Annotated in this window: 18 protein-coding genes, 2 tRNA genes and 1 pseudogene; 14 read left to right on the top strand and 7 right to left on the bottom strand. The window is 63.0% G+C overall.

Going from position 1 to position 21,537, the window contains the following annotated elements; all coding sequences use genetic code 11:
- The first annotated feature begins 1 nt into the window (after position 1).
- The 8 genes from BKE09_RS03525 (at position 2) to BKE09_RS03560 (ending at position 7,399) form a co-directional block, all read left to right on the top strand.
- A complete protein-coding gene (locus tag BKE09_RS03525; protein WP_013391821.1) occupies positions 2-982 on the top strand; it encodes a copper resistance protein B in 981 nt (326 codons plus the stop codon).
- Between the two features lie 37 nt (positions 983-1,019).
- The gene (locus BKE09_RS03530; protein WP_013391822.1) at positions 1,020-1,505 is read left to right on the top strand and encodes a DUF411 domain-containing protein; all 486 of its coding nucleotides are present in this window, start codon (positions 1,020-1,022) and stop codon (positions 1,503-1,505) included.
- A gap of 33 nt (positions 1,506-1,538) precedes the next feature.
- Positions 1,539-1,811: a DUF2933 domain-containing protein gene (locus tag BKE09_RS03535; RefSeq protein WP_013391823.1), complete on the top strand. Its 273-nt coding sequence runs from the start codon at positions 1,539-1,541 to the stop codon at positions 1,809-1,811.
- A gap of 287 nt (positions 1,812-2,098) precedes the next feature.
- Entirely contained in the window at positions 2,099-4,405 is a 2,307-nt protein-coding gene (locus tag BKE09_RS03540; RefSeq protein ID WP_013391824.1) for a heavy metal translocating P-type ATPase, read from the top strand.
- A gap of 141 nt (positions 4,406-4,546) precedes the next feature.
- A complete protein-coding gene (gene copC / locus BKE09_RS03545) occupies positions 4,547-4,933 on the top strand; it encodes a copper homeostasis periplasmic binding protein CopC (protein WP_008063308.1) in 387 nt (128 codons plus the stop codon).
- A 4-nt stretch (positions 4,934-4,937) separates the two neighbouring features.
- The gene (copD, locus tag BKE09_RS03550; RefSeq protein ID WP_016445094.1) at positions 4,938-5,864 is read left to right on the top strand and encodes a copper homeostasis membrane protein CopD; all 927 of its coding nucleotides are present in this window, start codon (positions 4,938-4,940) and stop codon (positions 5,862-5,864) included.
- 128 nt (positions 5,865-5,992) lie between these two features.
- Positions 5,993-6,277, top strand: a complete 285-nt coding sequence (locus tag BKE09_RS03555) for a CopK family periplasmic copper-binding protein (protein WP_003090336.1) — start codon at positions 5,993-5,995, stop codon at positions 6,275-6,277.
- Between the two features lie 231 nt (positions 6,278-6,508).
- Positions 6,509-7,399 carry a LysR family transcriptional regulator gene (locus BKE09_RS03560; RefSeq protein WP_013391826.1) on the top strand — a complete coding sequence of 297 codons (891 nt, stop codon included), beginning with the start codon at positions 6,509-6,511 and terminating at the stop codon, positions 7,397-7,399.
- 4 nt (positions 7,400-7,403) lie between these two features.
- Here the strand turns inward: BKE09_RS03560 and BKE09_RS03565 are convergent, their stop codons facing one another.
- Positions 7,404-7,709: a helix-turn-helix transcriptional regulator gene (locus BKE09_RS03565; RefSeq protein ID WP_013391827.1), complete on the bottom strand. Its 306-nt coding sequence runs from the start codon at positions 7,707-7,709 to the stop codon at positions 7,404-7,406.
- Positions 7,710-7,816: 107 nt separating this feature from the next.
- On the opposite strand from BKE09_RS03565, the gene BKE09_RS03570 reads away from it, so the two are divergent.
- From BKE09_RS03570 to BKE09_RS03595, 6 genes are all read left to right on the top strand, one after another.
- Complete coding sequence (locus BKE09_RS03570) at positions 7,817-8,458, top strand: LysR substrate-binding domain-containing protein (protein ID WP_013391828.1); 642 nt, start codon at positions 7,817-7,819, stop codon at positions 8,456-8,458.
- Positions 8,459-8,744: 286 nt separating this feature from the next.
- The gene (locus tag BKE09_RS03575; RefSeq protein WP_006226245.1) at positions 8,745-9,056 is read left to right on the top strand and encodes a hypothetical protein; all 312 of its coding nucleotides are present in this window, start codon (positions 8,745-8,747) and stop codon (positions 9,054-9,056) included.
- Between the two features lie 161 nt (positions 9,057-9,217).
- Positions 9,218-10,186 carry an IS5 family transposase gene (locus BKE09_RS03580; protein ID WP_016445093.1) on the top strand — a complete coding sequence of 323 codons (969 nt, stop codon included), beginning with the start codon at positions 9,218-9,220 and terminating at the stop codon, positions 10,184-10,186.
- Positions 10,187-10,358: 172 nt separating this feature from the next.
- Positions 10,359-11,594 (top strand): TolC family protein, encoded by a 1,236-nt coding sequence (locus tag BKE09_RS03585; protein ID WP_013391831.1) that lies wholly within the window; start codon positions 10,359-10,361, stop codon positions 11,592-11,594.
- 15 nt (positions 11,595-11,609) lie between these two features.
- Positions 11,610-13,121: an efflux RND transporter periplasmic adaptor subunit gene (locus tag BKE09_RS03590; RefSeq protein ID WP_013391832.1), complete on the top strand. Its 1,512-nt coding sequence runs from the start codon at positions 11,610-11,612 to the stop codon at positions 13,119-13,121.
- Complete coding sequence (locus tag BKE09_RS03595; RefSeq protein ID WP_016445091.1) at positions 13,118-16,237, top strand: efflux RND transporter permease subunit; 3,120 nt, start codon at positions 13,118-13,120, stop codon at positions 16,235-16,237. Before BKE09_RS03590 ends, BKE09_RS03595 begins: the two co-directional genes overlap by 4 nt.
- A 160-nt stretch (positions 16,238-16,397) precedes the next feature.
- Here BKE09_RS03595 and BKE09_RS03600 read toward each other — a convergent pair.
- From BKE09_RS03600 to pgsA, 6 genes and pseudogenes are all read right to left on the bottom strand, one after another.
- Positions 16,398-16,742 (bottom strand): annotated as a pseudogene (locus tag BKE09_RS03600) (LysR substrate-binding domain-containing protein); the annotation flags it as partial.
- A 243-nt stretch (positions 16,743-16,985) separates the two neighbouring features.
- On the bottom strand, positions 16,986-18,926 hold the full coding sequence (locus BKE09_RS03605; protein WP_016445090.1) for an integrase arm-type DNA-binding domain-containing protein: 1,941 nt from the start codon (positions 18,924-18,926) through the stop codon (positions 16,986-16,988).
- A 227-nt stretch (positions 18,927-19,153) separates the two neighbouring features.
- Positions 19,154-19,229, bottom strand: a tRNA-Gly gene (locus tag BKE09_RS03610).
- Positions 19,230-19,345: 116 nt separating this feature from the next.
- Positions 19,346-20,452, bottom strand: a complete 1,107-nt coding sequence (locus BKE09_RS03615) for an NAD(P)/FAD-dependent oxidoreductase (protein ID WP_075674841.1) — start codon at positions 20,450-20,452, stop codon at positions 19,346-19,348.
- 138 nt (positions 20,453-20,590) lie between these two features.
- Positions 20,591-20,666, bottom strand: a tRNA-Gly gene (locus tag BKE09_RS03620).
- Positions 20,667-20,903: 237 nt separating this feature from the next.
- Positions 20,904-21,530: a CDP-diacylglycerol--glycerol-3-phosphate 3-phosphatidyltransferase gene (gene pgsA, locus BKE09_RS03625; RefSeq protein WP_012510614.1), complete on the bottom strand. Its 627-nt coding sequence runs from the start codon at positions 21,528-21,530 to the stop codon at positions 20,904-20,906.
- Positions 21,531-21,537: the final 7 nt, after the last annotated feature.

Below are 21,537 nucleotides of genomic sequence, written 5' to 3' on the forward strand. Positions count from 1 at the left end.
AATGTCCAAAGCACTCCCCACTCGCGCACTGGCCACGACGCTACTGGCCCTGGTAAGCGTCGCCGCACAGGCACAAGCACAGAACGACCATGCTGCGCACGGCCAGGCCGACTCTCAAACGGCCGCGCCATCCACTCAGACCGTGGCTCCTGCCGCCGACCCGCACGCGGGTCACGCGGCGTCGGCGAGCGGCTCGACCGCGGCCCCGGCCATGGATCACGGCAACATGCAGATGCAGGGCGGGTCGGCGCCTCCTGACGCCCGCGATCCGCATGGCTACTCCAATGGCCTGACATTGGGATCGGGCGACTACGCCGTACCCGGTGTGCCGCGGCTGATGCTGGCCGACGAACACAGGTTCTTCTCGTTGCGCGGCGAAACCCTGGAACGCCGCTTCACGCGCAAAGGGGACGATTCCACGGCCTACGACCTCCAGGCGTGGTATGGGACGACCTACAACAAGGCCGTCGTGAAGGCCGAAGGCGATATCGCCAAAGGAAAGCTCGAAGAATCGCGTACCGAGCTTCTCTGGGGGCACGCCGTCGCACCGTACTGGGACACCCAGCTCGGCATTCGGGTGGATAACGGCGAAGGCCCGAGCCGTCAATGGTTGGCTTTCGGCATCCAGGGCCTCGCCCCCTACTGGTTCGAGCTGGAGGCGACGGGCTACGTGGGAAGTGGCGGACGTACGGCGCTGCGTGTCGAAGGCAGCTACGAGCTGCTGCTGACCCAGCGACTGATTCTGGAGCCTCGCGCCGAGTTGCAGTTCTATGGCAAGGACGACCCGGAACGCGGTATCGGCAAGGGCTTGGCCGAAGCGTCTGCTGGCTTGCGCCTGCGCTATGAATTCAGTCGCCAGTTCGCCCCCTATATCGGCGTGGAACGGGCGGGCAGCTTCGGACGCACCGCGGACTATGTGCGTGCCGAAGGCGGCCGCGCGCAGCAGACGCGCTGGGTGGCTGGCGTGCGATTCTGGTTCTAGAACCTAGCGGGTTTGATCATCTGATGAGAGGCAATCTATGAACATGCACTACGACAGAAGCCAGGGCAAAGTGCCGAGACGCCAGGCATTGATCGCTGGCTTGTTGGTGATGGCACTCGCAGGACCGAGCCTGGCGCAGAGCCGACCGATTGCCAAGGTCTGGAAGGACCCGAGCTGCGGATGCTGCAAGGACTGGGTCTCACACCTGCAAGGCGCAGGCTTCGATGTGCAGGTTCTCGACACCGGGAACACGGCAGCGCGCACGCGGCTGGGCATCCCGCAGAAGTACGGTTCGTGCCACACGGCGCAGATCGGCAGCTATGCCATCGAGGGTCATGTGCCTGCCTCGGACATTCAACGCTTGCTGCGCGAAGCCCCGCAGGCCATCGGCCTTGCGGCGCCCGGCATGCCGGTCGGTTCGCCCGGCATGGATGGTCCGGCCTATGGTGGACGCAAGGACGCCTACGACGTGCTGCTGATCGGGAAAAACGGTAGCAGCACGGTCTATCAGTCGCATCGCTGACCATCCATCAACCCTTCTCCGTGGAGATATGCCATGCAGCATCAGCACACACATACCCCCAGCGATCGTCCCCGGTTCTGGCGATCGCGCTACGGCGTGGCGTTCCTCATCATCGCCGCTGTCGCCGCGTATTTCCTGCTCAAGGAGCACACGGCACATGTTGCCGGCTATCTCCCCTTCCTGCTGCTGGCGGCTTGTCCGCTGATGCACCTGTTCATGCACCGTGGTCACGGCCACGGCGGACACGATCATGCCGCGCGTCAGGGTGAGGAAGGTGCCGCAGCCTCCAAGGAGCAGAAGCAATGAGTCGAGGCACTCGCACCGTGCGAGCACGCGACGCCGCGCTTGTCTCCTTGCGCGCGTGCGGCCTGCTGCGATCACCAGACACCAACGGTTAACGGCGGAGGGCACTTGTCACTATGAATTCACCCAGCAAGTCTTCAGGACATGAGCACGCAGGCATGGCGGCGGGTGCCACAACGTCCGGCACGCATACCCACCACCATCACGCCAGCCATGCTGGAAGTGACGATGCGGGCGGGCCCTCAAGCCACTCGCAGCCCGATGCCTCGACACGAGATCCGGTGTGTGGGATGGCGGTCACGGCGGCGTCGGAGCACCGCTCCACGCACTTGGGGAACACGTACCTGTTTTGCAGCACCGGATGCAAGGCCAAATTCGACGCCGATCCGGCGCGATATGCCAGCGGTGGCGCGGGCATAGGCACAGGCAGCGGCCATGCACCGCATCACCATGCCAGCACCGCGATTTCACCGGCCCCGGCGGCATCGCCAACCGCACCCGGAACAATCTACACCTGCCCGATGCACCCGGAGATCCGCCAGGATCATCCGGGAATCTGCCCCAAGTGCGGGATGACGCTGGAGCCTCTGCTGCCCGACCTCGACGACGACAACCCGGAGTTGCGTGACTTCTCGCGTCGCTTCTGGTGGACCTTGCCGTTGACGCTCGTGGTCCTGGCGCTGGCGATGCTGGGCGAGCGGCTACACCTGATGGACATGGCTACACAGAGCTGGGTCGAGTTGGTGCTGTCGTTGCCGATCGTGCTGTGGGCCGGCTGGCCCTTCTTCTCCCGCGGCTGGCTGTCCGTGGTCAACCGCAGCCCGAACATGTGGACACTGATCGGCCTGGGAACGGGTGCGGCATTCATCTACAGCGTCGTGGCAACCGTTGCGCCGGAAGTGTTTCCAGCTTCCTTCATGTCCATGGGACGGGTCGGCGTGTATTTCGAGGCCGCCGCCGTCATCATCTCGCTGACACTGCTCGGCCAGGTGCTGGAACTCAAGGCGCGCTCCCAGACTTCGGCGGCCATCAAGTCGCTGCTGGGGCTGGCGCCCAAGACCGCGCGGCGCATCAATGCGGACGGCAGCGAGGAAGACGTGCCGCTCAGCCATGTGCACGTCGGCGATCTGCTGCGCATCCGACCCGGCGAGAAGGTGCCGGTGGATGGCATCGTGCACGAGGGCAGCAGCTCGATTGACGAATCCATGCTGACCGGCGAACCGCTGCCCGTAAGCAAGCGCGCGGGCGACAAGGTCATCGGGGCCACACTCAACACCAGCGGCGCGCTGGTCATGCGTTCGGAGCGGATCGGCTCGGACACCGTTCTGTCGCAGATCGTCCAGATGGTCGCCCAGGCGCAGCGTTCCAAGGCGCCGATGCAACGCATGGCCGATGTCGTTGCCGGCTACTTCGTGATGGCCGTCGTTGCCATTGCGGTCACGACGCTCTTTGTATGGGGATTCTTCGGGCCGCAGCCCACCTGGGTCTATGGACTCATCAATGCGGTGGCCGTTCTGATCATCGCCTGCCCGTGCGCGCTGGGTCTGGCCACGCCGATGTCGATCATGGTCGCAACGGGCCGTGGCGCCACGCAGGGCGTGCTATTCCGCGATGCCGCGGCGATCGAGAATCTTCGCAAGGTCGATACCCTCGTCATCGACAAGACAGGAACCCTGACCGAAGGCCGACCTGCTTTCGATCAGGTCGTCGCAGCACCCGGCTTTACGAACGATGAGGTGCTGCGTCTTGCGGCCAGCCTGGACCAGGGCAGTGAACACCCCCTGGCCGACGCCATCGTGCAGGCCGCGCGTGCCCAGGGCCTCCAACTCGTGAAGCCTCAGAGCTTTGAATCGGGAACCGGCATCGGCGTGCGCGGAAAGGTTGAGCACCGGCAACTCGCGTTGGGCAACACAGTGCTGATGGAACAGTCTGGCGTATCGGTGGAACCGCTCGTACCCCAGGCCGAAGCTCTGCGCGGCGAAGGGGCAAGCGTCATGTACTTGGCTGTGGACGGGCAGCTCGCGGGCTTGCTCGCCGTATCCGATCCGGTCAAGGGCAGCACCCCCGAGGCCCTGGCCGCGTTGAAGGCTGCGGGCCTGCGGGTCATCATGGCCACCGGGGACGGGCAGACCACCGCCAAAGCCGTCGGTGCACGCCTAGGCATCGACGAGGTGCATGGTGAGGTCAAGCCGGCGGACAAGCTCATGTTGATCGAGCGGCTGCAGAAAGAAGGACGCATCGTCGCCATGGCCGGAGACGGCATCAACGACGCGCCGGCCTTGGCGAAGGCAGACGTGGGCATCGCCATGGGAACGGGGACCGACGTGGCGATGAACAGCGCCCAGGTCACGCTGGTCAAGGGCGACCTGCGTGGCATCGCTGTCGCTCGCACGCTCTCGGTGAGTACCGTGCGCAACATGAAGCAGAACCTCATGTTCGCCTTCCTCTACAACGCGCTGGGCATCCCCATCGCCGCCGGGGTTCTCTATCCCCTCACGGGCTGGCTGCTGTCGCCGCTGATCGCAGCATTGGCGATGAGCCTGAGTTCGGCGTCGGTCGTTGGCAACGCCTTGCGCCTGAGAGCGAGCCGACTGTGACCGGATTTTCTTTCTGAACCTACAGGAGCCTGCTATCGCCCAGCGAACCGTTTCTTTCGTTCCACGCCGTTGCGAAGGTGCAAGCCTTATCTCGGCACTTCGTTCTTAAACCACTCCTCACACATCAAGGTAGAAATCTCTATGACCCGTTCACATTTCATCGCCAAGCTCGTCGCGCCGATCGCTGCTGGTCTGTTCGCCACCGCCGCATTCGCGCATCCTTCGCTGGTGTCTTCAACGCCAGCCGACAAGTCGCAGGTTTCCGCGCCAGCCACCATCGAGCTGAAGTTCTCCGAAACGCTGGTGCCGCAGTTCTCCGCCGCGAGCCTTGTCATGACTGGCATGCCGGGAATGGCGAGCCATGGCCCGATGAAGATCAACGCCAGCGTCGCGGGTGCCGGCGACGGCAAGACCATGGTCATCACGCCAGCACAGGCGCTCCAGCCCGGCGACTATCGCGTCGAATGGCGTGCCGTCTCCTCGGACACGCATCCGATCACGGGTAACGTCACCTTCAAGGTGAAGTAAGCCCATGGCCGGGGATTGGTTGACCATCGTCCTGCGCCTGGCGCTTTATCTGGACCTGGCGGCGGCGTTTGGCGTCGCCATGTTCGGACTCTATGCTTTGGGCAACGACGAGCGATCCTCGACGATCTCGCGCCGCTATCGCGTCCTCATTGGCGCATCCGCTGCCATCGGCATTGCCCTGTCGATGTGGGGCATGACGGTCATGGCCAAGGCCATGTCCGGCGCCCAAAGCTACGCGGAGCTGTCAACGCACGTTTTCGACATGCTCATTACGGGCACGCACATGGGCATCGCCTGGTGCATTCGCATCCTCGCGCTGTTGGTGTGTGTGCTCGTCGCAATGTTGAAATTGAACGCTACCTTGCGATTTGCAGTGATGGCGCTCTCCACCGGCGTGGCGCTGGCGACCCTTGCGTGGGCAGGCCACGGCGCCATGGACGACGGCGTTCGCGGCTACATCCATCTTGCGTCGGATATCACCCACCTCTGGGCAGCGGGCGCTTGGGTGGGCGCATTGTTGGCGTTCTTGATGCTGGCATCCCACAAGCGGGATGTCGCGCAAGACCCGGTAGCGGTCCTCAGTCGGACGTCGAATGGCTTTGCTCGCATAGGTACAGCGATCGTGGCTGCACTCGTCGTGAGTGGAACTCTCAATTACCTGTTGATCGCCGGACCATCGTTTGATCCGCTCATCTCGACGCTGTATGGCCGGCTGCTGATGGTAAAGCTCCTGCTTTTCGCAGGCATGCTGGCGTTGGCTGCTGCCAATCGGTATCGGTTGAGCCCGAGCCTGGAGGCAGCTTTGAAGGCAGGCAATCGCGCACAGGCAGTCATCAAGCTTAGGCAGAGTCTGTTCACGGAGGCAACCTTGGCCGTTTTGGTTCTGGCGAGCGTTGCATGGCTTGGCATCTTGTCTCCCACTGGAACCTAATCCTTCATGGGCGGCAGATGACAGCGCATGAATTGAATGTAATGCACGGGTAAGCCCTCTGTAGACCGCCTGCTTCTACATTTAACGACGCGGCGCAAGTTGTCGTCGTTTTTACAAAGGAGTCGATCATGAAATCGCAAATTGTCATTGCCGCCCTGTTGAGCGCTCTCTCCGTGCCAGCCTTCGCCGGTCATGCAGCAGCCCAAGCAGCCAAGGAGATGGTTCCCTTGGCTGACGGGGGAACGCTGTACATCTTCAAGGACGGAAAGATGGCACAGGAAAGCCGCTTCGGGCGCGCCGTCTATCTCAATGTCGGGGCTTCGGTGTCGACGAAGGATGGGCGCAACATCGCGATCACCAGCAATGAAGTCGCTCGCCTCGGCTCGCTGCTACAAAAAGAGCACGGCGGATGACGCCGCGGGTGTGCGGTGCTTTTCAAAGCTTCTGCACAGTGTGACAGAGACGCGCGCCCCGATTGGGCGCGCGCGATTGGGACGCGTCACGAGCAACCACGAGCGCTCAAGATGCCAGTTTTTGCGATGTCAAGCGCATCAACTTCCCTGGAATGGATCCAGCCTCCACATCCACCGTGATTCGTCCACGGGACATCTTGCGCGAATGAGAACCTGCGAGGAGCCCGATTTATGGAGTTGCGTCATCTACGATGCTTTGTCGTCTTGGCAGAGGAGTTGCATTTCACGCGGGCGGCCGAGAGGCTGCATATAGAGCAACCCCCCTTGTCTCGCGCGATCAAGGAATTGGAAGATGAGCTTGGGGTCACGCTGTTTGACCGCGACCGCAGGGGTACACGGCTGACCGTGGCGGGGGCGGCATTCTTGCAGGACACCCGCCGACTCTTCACTGTCCTGGAGCAAGCGCGTGAGAATGCCAGAGCCATTGCCGCGGGCCTGAGGGGCAGCCTGCGCATTGCAATTTCCGATGGTGCGATGGACCCACGACTATCGGCGTTCCTAGCTCGTTGCCGCGCGGAAGAGCCCGAGGTCGAGATACGTCTCTCCGAGGTACCGCTGACCGAGCAGATACGGGGCCTACGGTCTGGCGACTTCACGATCGGATTTGCACACGCGGCGGATGTTGGCGAAGGCATCGTGGCTGAACCGATCTGGCGAGACCCGATTGTGATCGCCGTGCCAGCGCGGCACTCGCTTCTTGCGCACAAGCAAGTTCCGCTCAACGAACTTCAGGGTCACCCACTGGTTCTGTGCGACAAACTGGCCTGCGAAGGCTACTGCCGAGAACTAAATCGGCTGCTACAGGTTCTGGAACACAGGCTCAACGTTGTCGAAGAAGTGTCGTCGCTGGACATGATGCTAACGCTGGTCGGCGCAGGCTATGGGATTGGTTTCATGACAGCGACCAAGATTCCCATCAGCCAGAGGCCGGACGTGGTGATTCGCCCTCTGGCGCAGGACACGGCGGTAATCACAACCTATCTGCTTCGGCCAGAAAGCAGCAACTCATCGGTTTCGCTGGATCGCTTCATGGAACGTCTGCGAGGACCTCCGGATGACTAAAGCGTCAATGCCCATCTGAATCGTGCGCCGCAGCACGAAGATTGCGTTCGGCTGCGCTGACGAGTTCCGCAGCACTAAGCTTGAGTCCGGCGGCGATTCTTAAGATCAGAGCGAGAGTGGGCATGTGCTCCCCACGCTCTATTTTGCCCATGTGCGATCGCTCGATCCCTGCTTTCGCAGCCAGTTCTTCCTGAGCAATACCTTGCGTCAGGCGGGCGACACGAACGGCCGCTCCGAATGCCAACGCTGGCTCGGCGTCGAAAGTGGTAGTGCCTGGGGGACGGCCTCGTCGGACAGTTCGCTTCTCCATCCTTGGAAGCGTCGAACAGTCCCGACAATTTAACCACGTTAAGTTTAACTCAAACTAGCTATCATGAAGACTTTCCATCCTTGTCTTATCGCTTCTTGGGGCCTCTCATGCACGACGCCACCAGCCCACGCCCACAGCTCAGGCTCGCCATAGCGCCTGGTGTGGCCTCTTCGAACCTAGCTGCATTGCTTGCCCTGCAGCGCGCGGAGGAGCCCGAAGTTTTTATGGAATTTAATGAGGTTACGACGAGCGATCTCATTACAGGCCTCTACAAACGGCGCTTCGACGTCGGCCTTTCTCTGAAGCAGGTGAGCGATTCTTCGCTGAAGAGTCTTTCTCTTTGGTTTGAGGCGACAGCTCTTGCCACGCCGCTGGGATACCCACTGCTCCGGCAGCAGTCAATCAGAATAGACGAACTTAAGGAGCACTCCGTGTTTCGATGGAAGGCCGAATATTCTCCTTCGCTGGACCAGTACCTGTCCTCCATGTCATCAACGGAAAGGCCGAATGTCCAGCATGTCAGTTCTTTTGAGATGTTGTTGCTCTGGGTCGCAGCTGGATATGGCGTAGGGATTTCTTCGCGATCACGCATCGAAACCGCTAGCCAGTGCGGAATCTGCACGCGTCCAATAGCCGATGGCCCCTACGAGGTCATTACGCACCTGCAGCGACTCTCGGGACAGACGAATCTTGTAGCTGATCGATTTGAGCTTAGAGCCTTGCGAGTTGCCGAGGCGCGTAAAGCATGACAGCCACGTGCGGTGCCCGCCCTTGCCGGTGGATTTGCAGTGGATGCCGGTTCGGGCCAAGGCGCCGTCCAGACGCATCAATTCATCCTGGAAACTGACCTTGATCAATTCAACTCCCCACAACTTCCAATAGTATGTCCACATGATCGGCTTAAGGCGCCTTCTCGCAAGATGGAGCCGCTGGATTACCAGCGGCCTAGTCGTAACCTTGCTTTTCTCGCAGGTTGCGATGGCGATGTACGTCTGTCCCAAGCCAGACCCGAGGGCATCTGTGGAAACCACGCAAATGCGTGCCACGATCTCGATGCAGCAGGCTGACAAGTTGCCAATGTCGGATTGCACCGGCATGCCTGATTCCATGGACAGCGAAGCGCCACAGTTGTGCCACGCTCATTGCAGTGGCGATCGGGAGTCGGCGCTTTCATGGCAGGGGCTGGACATTCAGTTTCTCGCGGCGCACGTGATGTGGCTCGCCAACTCGCTGCCCGGGTTGGTTCTCGACCGGGTAGCCCTCAGGCGGCACGTTACCTACATTCCTCCCAATCCCCGCGCGGGCTTTCCGCCGATCTACCTCACGTTCCAAGTCCTGCGGAATTGATTTATGTGTCCGTGCTCGCCGCGCACCGATGCGGCAGACCACGTGATTTCGTGAACACCAATTCCGAGGACAACCATGTTTACTCCCTTTTTTGGCGCCCCCGAGGGATGCTCTGAACAATTCCTCGGCGACAATAGCGCAAGGTTCGACGGATGACGACGATGCAGCTGAGCTTCGGGGACGCGGAACACACGGGCAAGCGGAAGAAGACGCGACGCGAGATCTTCCTGGCGGAGATGGAGCAGGTTGTGCCGTGGAACGCATTGCTGGCGCTGATCGCACCGCACTACCCGAAGATGGGCCAGCGTGGCCGGCAGCCGTACGCGCTGGCGACGATGCTGCGCATCCACTTCCTGCAGCAGTGGTACGCGCTCAGTGACCCGGCCATGGAAGAGGCGCTGTACGACACGGCGGTGATGCGCCGCTTCGCCCGCCTCAGCGGGCTGGACAACATTCCGGACGAGACCACGATCTTCAGCTTCCGCCGGCTGCTGGAGACGCATGATCTGGCGCCGCAGCTCCTGGAGCGCGTGAACGCGCACCTGGCGCGCAAGGGCCAGAGCTTGAAGGCCGGCACGATCGTGGACGCCACGATCATCGCGGCGCCGAGTTCGACCAAGAACAGGGACGGCAAGCGCGATCCGGAGATGCACCAGACGAAGAAGGGCAACCAGTGGCACTTCGGGATGAAGGCGCACATTGGCGTGGACGAGGAGTCGGGCCTGGTGCACCACGTGGAGTGCACGGCGGCGAACGTCAACGACGTGACGCAGGTGCACAAGCTGCTGCACGGCAAGGAAGACACAATCTGCGGCGACAGCGGCTACACGGGCGCGGACAAGCGCGAGGAGCTGCAAGGCGTGGAGGCTGCGTTCTGGATCGCGGAGAAGCCGTCGAAGCTTCGTGCGATGAAGAACAAGCGTGATCGCAAATACGCCGAACGCTGGGAGCACTTCAAGGCCAGCCTGCGGGCGAAGGTGGAGCATCCGTTCCGAGTGGTGAAGCGGCAGTTCGGTTACACCAAGGTGCGCTATCGCGGGTTGGCGAAGAACACGGCGCAGGTGTTGACGCTGTTCGCGCTGTCGAATCTGTGGATGGCGCGGCGACGTCTGTTGCTGCCGACGGGGTAAATCCGTCTGTTGGACGGGGAAAGCCGTCGAAAAGCGTCAGAAACGGCGCAAAATCCATCATATCGAGGTCGACTTGGCGCCTTGACGCTGAAATCCAAGCATCAGAGCGCTTTGATCAGACCTTCCCGAGGGGCGCCCGTCAGCGTACGGCCGAGGCACAACGCCGGCCTCGATGCGATTGCATCGTCTGAAAGCTATCAGCATCGCGTTGGCAGGCAGTGCGCTTGTTTCGCCTGTGGCCTACGCCCTCGATTTTGCTGAGGCACGCCTTATCGCGGAGCAGCAGAGCCCGCGCATAAGCGCGCAGCAGTTGCAGGTCAACGTCGCCGAATCCGTGCAGAAGGCAGCAGGCTCGCTGCCCGACCCCAAGCTCTCGCTCGGCATCGAAAACTATCCCATCAGCGGCATGGATCGCTGGAGCATGACGCGCGAATCCATGACGATGCAGCGCCTGGCGCTCATGCAGGAAGTGCCCAACAGGGCCAAGCGCGACGCCCAGGTCGCCAGTGCGCAGGCGCGTGTGGATCGAGAGCGCGCGGCGCTGGTTTTGCAGCGATTGCAGATCCGCCAGGAACTCAGCCTGGCGTGGATCGCCGCGCAGGCGGTGGAGCAACGGGAGATACTGCTGACGGAACTGCTCGCGGAGAACCAGCGCCTGCAAGACAGTCTCCCCGCTCGCGTCGCCGGCGGCACGGCCCAGACTGGCGACCTGTTGGTCGCGCAACAGGAGGCGCTGACACTCACGGACCGCCGTGACGATCTACAGCGGGACCGGGCCAAGGCCAGGGCCGCATTGCGGCGCTGGGTGGGCTCCAGGGCCGACGAAGCACTGCAAGGCGATCCAGGCCCGCTCACTCACCCCGTCGCGCAACTGCGCACAGAACTGGCGAATCACGCGGAGCTTGAACTCTATCCGGCGATGCAAAGCATGGCCCGGGCCGAGTCCCGCGAAGCCCAATCAGAGACCCGCGGCGATTGGGCCTGGGAGATTGCCTATAGCCGGCGGGATCGCCGATGGGGCGACATGGTGTCATTCCAGGTGACATTCGATCTGCCATGGCAGAAGGATCGACGCCAAGTGCCCATGATCGAGGCAAAACGGCACGAGTTGGAGCGTCTGGACGCCGAACGCGAAGACGTGGCGCGGCGTCATTTGCAGGAGCTGGACGACAGCGCCGCCGAACTCCAAGCGTTGAACAGCCAGATCGACCGCCTGCAGACCGCAGGCTTGCAGCTGGTACGGAACCGAGCGGCGCTTGCGTTGAGCAACTACCGATCCGCCAAGGGGGACCTGAGCGCTGTGCTCAGTGCACGCGCCCAGGTACTGGAGACGCGCATGCGTCTGATCGACCTCGGAGCGCAGCGCGACAGCCTCGTCGCCCGACTGAACAGCCTGATCGCGGACTGAGTGGAGACCCTCGCCATGAACACCTCTTCGAGAAACATCCTTGCCGGCTTGACGCTGATTGCTGCCGGTATTGCCGTTGGATGGAGCGTCGCCCAATGGCGCGCCGGCCACCTCAGCGGCTCCCCCGCTGCCACCATTGCAAGTGCTCCGACCGAGCGCAAGGTGCTGTATTGGTACGACCCGATGGTGCCGGCCCAGAAGTTCGACAAGCCCGGCAAATCGCCCTACATGGACATGGCGTTGATGCCGAAGTACGCAGATGAAGACACTCAGGACAGCACGGGCCTGAGCGTGTCGGCGCAAGCGGTGCAAGCCCTGGGCCTGCGTACAACCGAAGTCGTGCAAGGCAAGATCGGCGCAGATGTGAACGTCGTGGGCACCGTGCTGCTCAACGACCGCGACGTCAGCATCGTGCAGGCGCGGACCGCTGGCTTCGTCGAGCGTGTCTACGCACGGGCTGCGGGCGACGTGATCGCAGCAGGGGCACCGCTGCCTGACCTATTGCTGCCGGAGTGGATCGCCGCACAGCGCGAGTTTCTCTCGGTTCGCGCGATGGGCGACGCACCGTTGACCGCAGCTGCCCGCCAACGGCTGCTGCTGCTCGGCATGCCGCAAGCCCTGATCGCCCAGGTGGAGCGCACAGGCGAGCCCAAGGGGCTGTACACGGTCACAACACCTCAAGGCGGCTTGGTGGCCGAACTGATGGTGCGTCAGGGCATGACGGTTTCCGCCGGGGAAAGCCTGGCCCGGGTGAATGGCTTGGCCACGGTGTGGATCGAAGCGGCTGTCCCCGAAGCACAAAGCGGGCCATTGCAGGTCGGCCAAACGGCGCAGGTCCGGCTGGCGGCGTTTCCCGGTGAAGTGCTCCAGGCGCGCATCGTGAGCATCCTGCCCGAAGCCAACCGCGACACCCGTACGGTGCGAGTGCGGCTTGAAATGGCCAATCCCGGCCAGCGCCTGAAGGCCGGCATGTCCGGCCAGATCGCGCTCAAAGGCAACGAACAGCCCGCGCTGCTTGTTCCCAGCGAGGCGGTCATCCGCACCGGCAAGCGCGCACTGGCCTATGTGGTCGATGGACCCGGCAAGTTCCATCCCGTGGAGGTCCAGGTGGGCGCGGAGGTAGGCGATCAACTGGTGGTCAACGGCGGGCTCGCGGCGGGACAGCAGGTGGTGGCCTCGGCGCAGTTCCTGATCGATTCGGAAGCCAGCCTGCGGGGCGTGCTGCCTGCAGGTGCCGCGGCGTCCGCGCCTGCATCGCCGCACAACGGGCACGGCACCTCGTCGCCACCGGCCGCGGCCACCAACGCTTTCGTGGTGCGCGGCGTGATCGAGGAGATGTCGCCCACCGAGCTGACGCTGGCGCACGAGGCCGTGCCAGCCCTCCAATGGCCGGCCATGACCATGGGCTTCAAGCTGAGCAGCCCGCAGCTCGCCGCGGGTCTTTCGGTTCGGCAGCAGGTGCGATTCACCTTCTCCAAGCAAGGTGAGGACTACGTGATCACCGCCATCGAAAAGGTGCAGCCATGATCGCCAAACTGATTCGATGGTCGGTGGCCAATCGCTTCCTGGTGCTGCTGGCCACCGCCATGCTCACGGCATGGGGCGTGTGGGGCGTTCGCAGCACGCCCGTGGATGCGCTGCCGGACTTGTCAGACGTGCAGGTCATCATTCGCACCAACTACCCAGGACAGGCGCCGCAGATCGTCGAGAACCAGGTCACCTACCCGTTGGCCACCACCATGCTGTCGGTGCCAGGGGCCAAGACCGTGCGCGGCTTCTCGTTCTTTGGCGACTCGTTCGTCTATGTCTTGTTCGAGGACGGAACCGACCTGTACTGGGCCCGCTCACGGGTACTGGAATACCTGAACCAGGTCCAGGGCCGATTGCCCGCCACGGCGAAGCCGGCCCTGGGTCCGGACGCCACAGGCGTCGGCTGGATCTTCCAGTACGCGCTCGTGGATCGCACGGGCAAGAACGATCTGGCGCAACTGCGTGCGTTGCAGGACTGGTTCCTGAAGTTCGAACTCAAGAGCCTGCCCAACGTGGCCGAAGTGGCATCGGTGGGGGGCATGGTCAAGCAGTACCAGGTCGTGCTCGACCCGATCAAGTTGGCGTCCTATGGCCTCAGTCAGGCTCAAGTCCGCGATGCCCTGATGGGGGCCAACCAGGAGACCGGCGGCTCCGTCCTGGAATTGTCAGGCGCGGAGTACATGGTCCGCGCGAGCGGATACCTCAAGACCCTGGACGAGTTCCGGGAGATCCCCTTGACGGCACGCGGCGGTGTGCCGGTGCGGCTGGGGGATGTGGCGACGCTCCAGATAGGCCCGGAGATGCGGCGTGGCATTGCCGAACTCGACGGAGAAGGCGAGGTCGCCGGCGGCGTGGTGGTGCTGCGCTCCGGCAAGAATGCCCAGGAGACGATCGCTGCCGTCAAGGCCAAGCTCGCGGAGCTGCAGGGCAGCCTGCCGCCGGGCGTCGAGATCGTCACCAGCTACGACCGCAGCGCGCTGATCGAGCGGGCCATTCGCAATCTCACGACCAAGCTGGGCGAAGAGTTTCTGGTGGTGGCGCTGGTCTGCGCACTGTTCCTTTGGCATCTTCGTTCTGCGCTGGTGGCCATCATCTCGCTACCTCTGGGCGTGATGACGGCGTTCCTGGTCATGCGCTACCAGGGCATCAACGCCAACATCATGTCGCTGGGGGGGATTGCCATCGCCGTGGGGGCGATGGTGGATGCAGCGGTGGTGATGATCGAGAACGCCCACAAGAAGCTGGAGGCTTGGCAGCACGCGCACCCGGATCAACGACTGCAGGGCAAGGAACGGTGGGACGTGATCACACAGGCCGCAGAGGAAGTCGGTCCTGCGCTCTTCTTCTCGCTGCTCATCATCACGCTCTCGTTCATCCCGGTCTTCACCCTAGAAGCGCAGGAAGGCCGGCTGTTCGGCCCGCTGGCGTTCACCAAGACCTACGCGATGGCCGCGGCCGCAGGGCTGTCAGTGACGCTGATTCCCGTACTCATGGGCTACTGGATTCGCGGGCGTATCCCGGATGAGCAGAAGAACCCCATCACCCGCATCCTGATTGCAGCCTACCGGCCAGCACTGGAGTGGGTACTGCGCCGGCCTAAGGCGACGCTGCTGATCGCCGTGCTGGCCTTGGCGACCACGGCCTGGCCCTTGGCGCGGCTCGGCGGTGAGTTTCTGCCGAGGTTGGACGAAGGGGACCTGCTCTACATGCCCTCGGCCCTGCCGGGACTCTCGGCGCAGCGCGCCACGGAGTTGCTGCAGCTGAGCAACCGCATGATCAAGACCGTACCTGAAGTGGACAAGGTGTTCGGCAAGGCAGGACGGGCCGAAACTGCGACCGATCCGGCGCCCCTTGAGATGTTCGAGACCACGGTGAAGCTCAAGCCCAGGGAACAATGGCGTCCAGGCATGACGCCCGAGAAGCTCGTGGAAGAGCTGGATCGTGCCGTGAAGATCCCGGGCCTGTCCAATATCTGGATTCCCCCTATCCGCAATCGCATCGACATGCTGGCTACCGGCATCAAGAGCCCGATCGGGGTGAAGGTGACCGGCAACGACCTGGGCGTGATCGATCGCATCGCTGCAGAGGTCGAGCAGGTCGCCAAGGGCATTCCCGGCGTGACGTCATCCCTCGCGGAGCGCTTGACGGGCGGGCGCTACGTGGATGTTCAGATCGACCGCGTAGCCGCCGGTCGCTACGGCCTGAACATCGCCGATGTCCAGGCCGTCATCGCCGGCGCGGTGGGTGGCGAAAACGTCTCGGAAACGGTCGAGGGGCTTGCCCGCTTTCCGATCAATCTGCGCTACGCGCGAGAATGGCGTGATTCACCACAACGGCTGGCAGAACTACCCATCTTCACGCCGATGGGTCAGCAGATCACGTTGGGGACCGTGGCACGCATCGCGATCACCGATGGGCCGCCCATGCTCAAGAGCGAGAACGCACGGCCCTCCGGTTGGGTCTATGTCGATGTGCGCGGCCGTGATCTAGCCTCGGTGGCCAACGAACTGCGCGATGCCATCGGGCAGCAGGTCAAGCTGGAGCCGGGTGTGAGCATCACCTACTCCGGGCAGTTCGAATACATGGAGCGGGCCAATGCACGCCTGAAGGTTGTGGTGCCTGCCACCCTGTTGATCATCTTCGTTCTGTTGTACCTGACCTTCGCGCGTGTGGACGAAGCGGGCTTGATCATGGCGACCTTGCCCTTCGCGCTCACGGGGGGCATCTGGTTCCTGTACCTGCTGAACTACAACCTGTCCATCGCCACCGGCGTGGGATTCATCGCGCTGGCAGGTGTGGCGGCGGAGTTCGGCGTGGTGATGCTCATCTATCTGAAGCAGGCCTTGGCGGAACGTTGCCCCGATGGACGCGACCCGACGCGAGAAGAACTGCTCGATGCGATCCGGGAGGGTGCCGTGCTGCGCGTGCGGCCCAAGGCGATGACCGTCGCCGTCATCCTGGCGGGCCTGGTACCCATTGTCTGGAGCAGCGGTACGGGCTCGGAGGTCATGAGCCGCATCGCAGCCCCGATGCTTGGAGGGATGGTGACCGCTCCGTTGCTGTCGCTCTTCGTGATTCCGGCTGCCTACATGCTGATGCGTAAGCCGCGCTAACGTTGCAACGCGGCAGGGTCTCATAACCAAGGCCCTGCCGTTTCCGGTGCGGCCTATCGGCACCCGAGCGAATAACCATTCGACACATGCGCTTTAGCCGGCGTAAGAACTGGCCGAAGGCGCGGAGGCACGACTAACCGCTTGGCAGTGACGAGCCATATCAGGGAACAAAACCTGACCCCGGCCGTTCAGACAGAATCGTCAGCATTTCTATGACAGCCCGAACCTTGGGTTGCAGGTAACGCGATTGCGGCCACACTGCATGGATAGGCATCTCACCACCTGCCCAGTCCGGCAGCAAGGGGATCAAGCGCCCCTGCCGTATATCTTCGGCCACCAGCCATGTCGGCATCTGCATGATGCCGCAGCCGGCCAGACCCGCCGCCAACATTGCTTCACCATCACTGAATTCATGGCGCGGATAGATTTCCTGCCGACGTACGCGCTGGTCCGATACGCGGAGCAACCAAGTGGGTCTCTGCCGTCCCCGAGGACCAGTGATGCAGTCCCGATGCCTTACCCCATTACTTCTCGGTAATTACTGCGGCGCGCTCACTAATACGACCACTACATTCTGGGACGACGTAGGGGCTGACTCAGTCCGGTTGTAGGCGCTCAGAAGGCTATGGCCTTCAGGATGGCCGCACGCCTCATCGCGCCGCGCCGTATGCGCTGCGGACTGCAAAGGCCCGCATCCTGTAGCTCACTTCCGACGGCCAAAGCATCCATCTTTGGCCGTCGGCCAGCGTCAGGCACTTTCGAGCATTGCCGCATCATTTAGCAACCGTTGAATGCGCTGGCGAATCTCCTCTGGAATACCTTGCGCAGACGAATCAGGTCCGGGCCTGTTTGGCTGCTGCTGGGTGCCCGCGATGACCCGCACGACCATGCCCAAATTTCCGGGTGTCACGATGTCGATGGCCGCGCGATCACCCAGATCCGGGTGTACGCGGGTCAGCATCCGGTACAAGTCCCACGAATCCGCGTGCGGACACTGGTTCATGAGCACCTGGGCCAGTTTGTGCTTGAGCGGCACCAGTTGCCAGTCGGGCACACGTTGCCCGCGATTGCCCAAGCTGATGGACAGCAGTTTGCCCGCCTTCAGCTCGCGGTTTATCTGGTCCTTGGACTTTCCGGCCAGCTTACCGAACAGCGGAACCGGCAAACTGCTCGGCGATTCGTAGATGGCGAGCATTTCCTCGCGCTCGCGCTGGATGGCGGATACTTCCGGCGCCGGCGCCGGCGCACGCGTCGGGGGCGGTGGCACCTGCGACAGCCGCTGGAAGGTGATTCCCGCGTCGTTTGGCGTCACGACAATGGGGGTGACCACCACGGGCGGAGCCGAAGCCGCAGAAGTGCCTGCAACGATGGCGTCGGGGTTGTCCTCCCCTGCGATGGCTGGCACGCCCTCGATATGGATGGTGAGGTGGGCGCTGGCCGCTTCGACCTGGCCCTGTTCGAGTAAGTCGAGGCGATCCGCCCAGTCCTGCATCATCCGACGGCGCGGCTCAACATACTTGGCGTGGTTGTAGGCCGAACTCACCTTGTTCGGGTCCGAGTGCGAAAGCTGCGCGTCCACCCAAATCTTGGGATAGCCGATCTCGTTGAGCGCCGTCGAGATGGTTCCGCGGATGCCGTGCCCGGTCAGTTGATCCTCGTAGCCCATTCGTTTCAAGGCCGCGTTGAGGGTGTTCTCGCTGATGCGCTTCTTGAGTTCGCTGCGGTGCGTGAGCAGATGGACCTGGGCCGGCTTCATCACACCCAACAGGTAGCGCACGATCTCGATGGCCTGCACGGACAACGGCACGATGTAGGGCGGAACGTCCTGCGGGCGCTTGCCGGCCTTGCGCATCTCGTCCTGGAGTTGTTTGACAATCTGCGGCGGGATGATCCACAGGCCACGGTCGAGATCGAACTGGTCCGGGGTCGCCAGCCGCAGCTCGCCGGTACGCACGCCGGTCAGGAACAGCAGCCGGATGCCGAGTTGGGTCTGCCAACCACGAGGGTTGTAGAGCCTGAGCTTGTGCAGGAACTCGGGAAGCTCCCGAAGATGCAGGTAGGGGTTGTGGTTCACCGGGGGCTTGGGCTCGGCCACCACGTCCAGGTCGGAGGCCGGATTGGCTTCCAGCCCCTCCACGATGACGAGGGCATAGCGGAACAACTGCCCCAGCCAGGTGCGGACCTTCTCGGCAGTGGTGAACGCCTTGCGCTCCTCGATCCTCGCCAGGACGCCCAGGAGTTGGGGCCGGCGAATGTCGTAGATCGACATCTGCTTGAGGCTGGGCAGCACGTCCTTGTTGAAGATCCGCAGGATCTGCGACAGCGTGCTGTTCCTGCCCTCCTTGATTTCCTTGCGGCGATGCTCGACCCACGCATCGAAGACGGCCTTGAAGGTGTAGTCGGCCGCAAGCTTGACCGCGTGTCGCTTCTGTTTGCGATCGGTATGGGGGTTGATGCCCTTTGCCAGAAGCGCCCGGGCTTCGTCGCGCAAGGTGCGCGCTTCGCGCAAACCGATCTCGGGGTAGTTCCCCAGGGAGATGCGCTTTTGCTTGCCGAGCCAGTAATAGCGCAAATGCCACGACTTGCCGCCGGTGGGGGCGACCACCAGGCCGAGGCCATCGGTGTCGGGGATGCTGTACGTTTTCTCGGCGGCCTTGGCTTGCCGCACGGTCAGATCAGAGAGTGTCATCATCAAGCTCCTAAGTCTTGGACTTAGGCCCGATGCTGCTTGTCATCCCGATCCAACCCCAGCAACAACCCGGAACCGGCACCACCCGCATTCTTTGGCCTTGTTTTTGGCCTCAAAAACGCTGGCTGTCAGTGGATTTCCGTGGCTTTCGCTGGAATGAAAAAAGGAGCCGAAGCTCCTCTTTTCAACGACTTACAGACGTCAGTGGAAGTCCGTAGATCATAACTTGGAGCGGGAAACGAGACTCGAACTCGCGACCTCAACCTTGGCAAGGTTGCGCTCTACCAACTGAGCTATTCCCGCAGATTTCGTTCGACCTGCGTCGAAGGAGCGCTATTGTGTCGATATTGCTGCACGGCGTCAACAGGAATTTTCACGTGACGTCAGCGGCGGCGCTCAGGCGCCCCTGCCTGCTCCCTTCACGTGCGCAGGCCGCGGCGATGGAAGTAGATCTGCTCGGCGATGCGCCGCGTGGCAGCCGTGTGCAGCAGCGCATTGAGCGGCCAATCGGCCTGAAGGTGATCCATCGCCCAGCGCAGCAGGCGCTTGCCGGGGAAGGCCGGGGCGACCTGTTGTGCTACCCGTTCGGCGTCCGGCCCTTGGCCACGCAGATGGCGGGCAATCGCCTCGCCGACCGCCCAGCCGTGCCGCCACGAGGAATGGATGCCGCCGGCCGAGAGCGGCGAGACGATGCCCGCCGCGTCACCGGTCAGGATCAGGCGAGGGCCGCTGATCGGGCCGGCCGGCCGGCCGCACGGCACCAGACCGGCGCGGGTGGCCGAAGGACGCGCCGAGGGCGGAATGCCGACCACATCGCGTACGTGCTCAAGGAAGCCATCGATATCTGGCGGCCGCACCCGGTCCGGGTCATGGCGCACCGCCACCCCGACCTGCAGGCTGGTTGGATTCTGCGCCACCCAGCCGATGTAGCCCGGCGCATAGCGCTTGCTGACGAAGCAATGCAACGCATCACCCTGCGGCAGTTGCAGGCCGGCGAACTCGCGTTCGACACCGTAGAGATTGTCGTGCACCTGGCCGAGGCCAGTGCGCCGGGCCACGCGTGAGCGCGCGCCATCGGCGCCGACCAGATAGGCGCACCGCCCCGCCCCTTCCACCTGCCAGCCGTCACCATTGCCATGGGCGTCGGTGAAGGACTGCTGCAGGCGAAGGTCTACGCCATTCGCGCGCAGCTCACTGGCCAGCCAGCGCATCAGGTTCGGCGTATCGGTGGTGAGGAAGTAATAGCCCGGTGCTGCCAGCAACACGCTGCGCAGGTTCGGCGCATACAGACGCACATCCGCGACGCGTTGCACCAGGTGTTCGGGCATGCGTCCCAACCAGGTCTGCTCCATCGCCTCCTTCACCACGATGCCGGTGGTGTGCAGGCGTTCGCCGGGGTCGGACTTGCGTTCAAGCACGCAGACACGCAGGCCGTACTGGGCCGCGGCCAACGCGCAGGCGGCACCGGCGAAACTGGCGCCGACGATGACCACATCGTGGTCGTAGGCGGAGGATTGATGAGGCATCGCGACATCGCCGGACTGGAACGGAGATGCAGCTTCGCGAGCGCGCGTGGTGAGGCGATGGGGTGGCGGTGAAGCAGGGATGAAGTGCCCTGGACGCAAACGAAAAACGCTCCCTTGCGGGAGCGTTTTTCTTGAATCTGGAGCGGGAAACGAGACTCGAACTCGCGACCTCAACCTTGGCAAGGTTGCGCTCTACCAACTGAGCTATTCCCGCTTGGGAGGCGAAATTCTACCTGTTCCAGGGATGGCGTCAAGCGCTTTTTTTCAGGGTCTGCGAGGTGCCCGGCGCCGCGTATCCATGCATGGCGTGGATCTACTGCAGCATCCGCGCAAACCGATAGATCCGCATCATCCGTGGATGCAGCATTTCCAGTAGATCCACGCCATGCGTGGATAGGCGAACCGATCGGGTCAGAGCCCTTTCCTGCGGAAAGGGATCCGACCCCGGCGCTCAGTTGCCCAGCTTCTTCTGCCGCGCACGCTCGCGCGCCGCGCGCTCGTCATCGCGCAGGCTCGGCCACGCGGCGTGAAGGTACTGCAGGCCCGACCACAACGTCAGCACGGCGGCAATCGCCAGGGTCCAGTCGCCGATGTGGAACACCGGCCAGCCCATCCAGATGTCTTCCACCGGCACGTTCGGGGCCACCGAATACAGCAGGCACAGCAGCGCAACCATCTGCGCGGTGGTCTTGACCTTGCCGATCATCGCTACACGCACCTTGGCACGCTGGCCCAGCTCGGCCATCCACTCGCGCAGCGCCGACACCGCGATCTCACGGCCGACGATGACCGCCGCCCAGAACGCCATCCACGGCGTCGGGTGGCCCTGCACGATCAGGAACAGTGCCACTGCCACCATCAGCTTGTCCGCGACCGGGTCGAGGAAGGCACCGAAGGCCGACTCCAGCTGGTAACGGCGTGCGATCCAGCCGTCGAGCCAGTCGGTGATCGCGGCCAGGCCGAAGATCGCCGCCGAAGCGAAGTTGGTCCAGGTGTAGGGCAGGTAGAACACCAGCACCAGCACCGGGATCATCACGATCCGCAACAACGTCAGCCAGGTGGGCAGGGTCAACTTCATGCTTGCG

Origin of the sequence: Stenotrophomonas sp. TD3 (genome assembly GCF_001939825.1) — a bacterium.
Taxonomy (GTDB): domain Bacteria; phylum Pseudomonadota; class Gammaproteobacteria; order Xanthomonadales; family Xanthomonadaceae; genus Stenotrophomonas.

Coding starts and splice junctions, on each gene's coding strand:
- BKE09_RS03525 (WP_013391821.1), top strand. CDS start 2: ATGTCCAAAGCACTCCCCACTCGCGCACTGGCCACGACGCTACTGGCC.
- BKE09_RS03530 (WP_013391822.1), top strand. CDS start 1,020: ATGAACATGCACTACGACAGAAGCCAGGGCAAAGTGCCGAGACGCCAG.
- BKE09_RS03535 (WP_013391823.1), top strand. CDS start 1,539: ATGCAGCATCAGCACACACATACCCCCAGCGATCGTCCCCGGTTCTGG.
- BKE09_RS03540 (WP_013391824.1), top strand. CDS start 2,099: ATGGCGGTCACGGCGGCGTCGGAGCACCGCTCCACGCACTTGGGGAAC.
- copC (WP_008063308.1), top strand. CDS start 4,547: ATGACCCGTTCACATTTCATCGCCAAGCTCGTCGCGCCGATCGCTGCT.
- copD (WP_016445094.1), top strand. CDS start 4,938: ATGGCCGGGGATTGGTTGACCATCGTCCTGCGCCTGGCGCTTTATCTG.
- BKE09_RS03555 (WP_003090336.1), top strand. CDS start 5,993: ATGAAATCGCAAATTGTCATTGCCGCCCTGTTGAGCGCTCTCTCCGTG.
- BKE09_RS03560 (WP_013391826.1), top strand. CDS start 6,509: ATGGAGTTGCGTCATCTACGATGCTTTGTCGTCTTGGCAGAGGAGTTG.
- BKE09_RS03565 (WP_013391827.1), bottom strand. CDS start 7,709: ATGGAGAAGCGAACTGTCCGACGAGGCCGTCCCCCAGGCACTACCACT.
- BKE09_RS03570 (WP_013391828.1), top strand. CDS start 7,817: ATGCACGACGCCACCAGCCCACGCCCACAGCTCAGGCTCGCCATAGCG.
- BKE09_RS03575 (WP_006226245.1), top strand. CDS start 8,745: ATGCGTGCCACGATCTCGATGCAGCAGGCTGACAAGTTGCCAATGTCG.
- BKE09_RS03580 (WP_016445093.1), top strand. CDS start 9,218: ATGCAGCTGAGCTTCGGGGACGCGGAACACACGGGCAAGCGGAAGAAG.
- BKE09_RS03585 (WP_013391831.1), top strand. CDS start 10,359: ATGCGATTGCATCGTCTGAAAGCTATCAGCATCGCGTTGGCAGGCAGT.
- BKE09_RS03590 (WP_013391832.1), top strand. CDS start 11,610: ATGAACACCTCTTCGAGAAACATCCTTGCCGGCTTGACGCTGATTGCT.
- BKE09_RS03595 (WP_016445091.1), top strand. CDS start 13,118: ATGATCGCCAAACTGATTCGATGGTCGGTGGCCAATCGCTTCCTGGTG.
- BKE09_RS03605 (WP_016445090.1), bottom strand. CDS start 18,926: ATGACACTCTCTGATCTGACCGTGCGGCAAGCCAAGGCCGCCGAGAAA.
- BKE09_RS03615 (WP_075674841.1), bottom strand. CDS start 20,452: ATGCCTCATCAATCCTCCGCCTACGACCACGATGTGGTCATCGTCGGC.
- pgsA (WP_012510614.1), bottom strand. CDS start 21,530: ATGAAGTTGACCCTGCCCACCTGGCTGACGTTGTTGCGGATCGTGATG.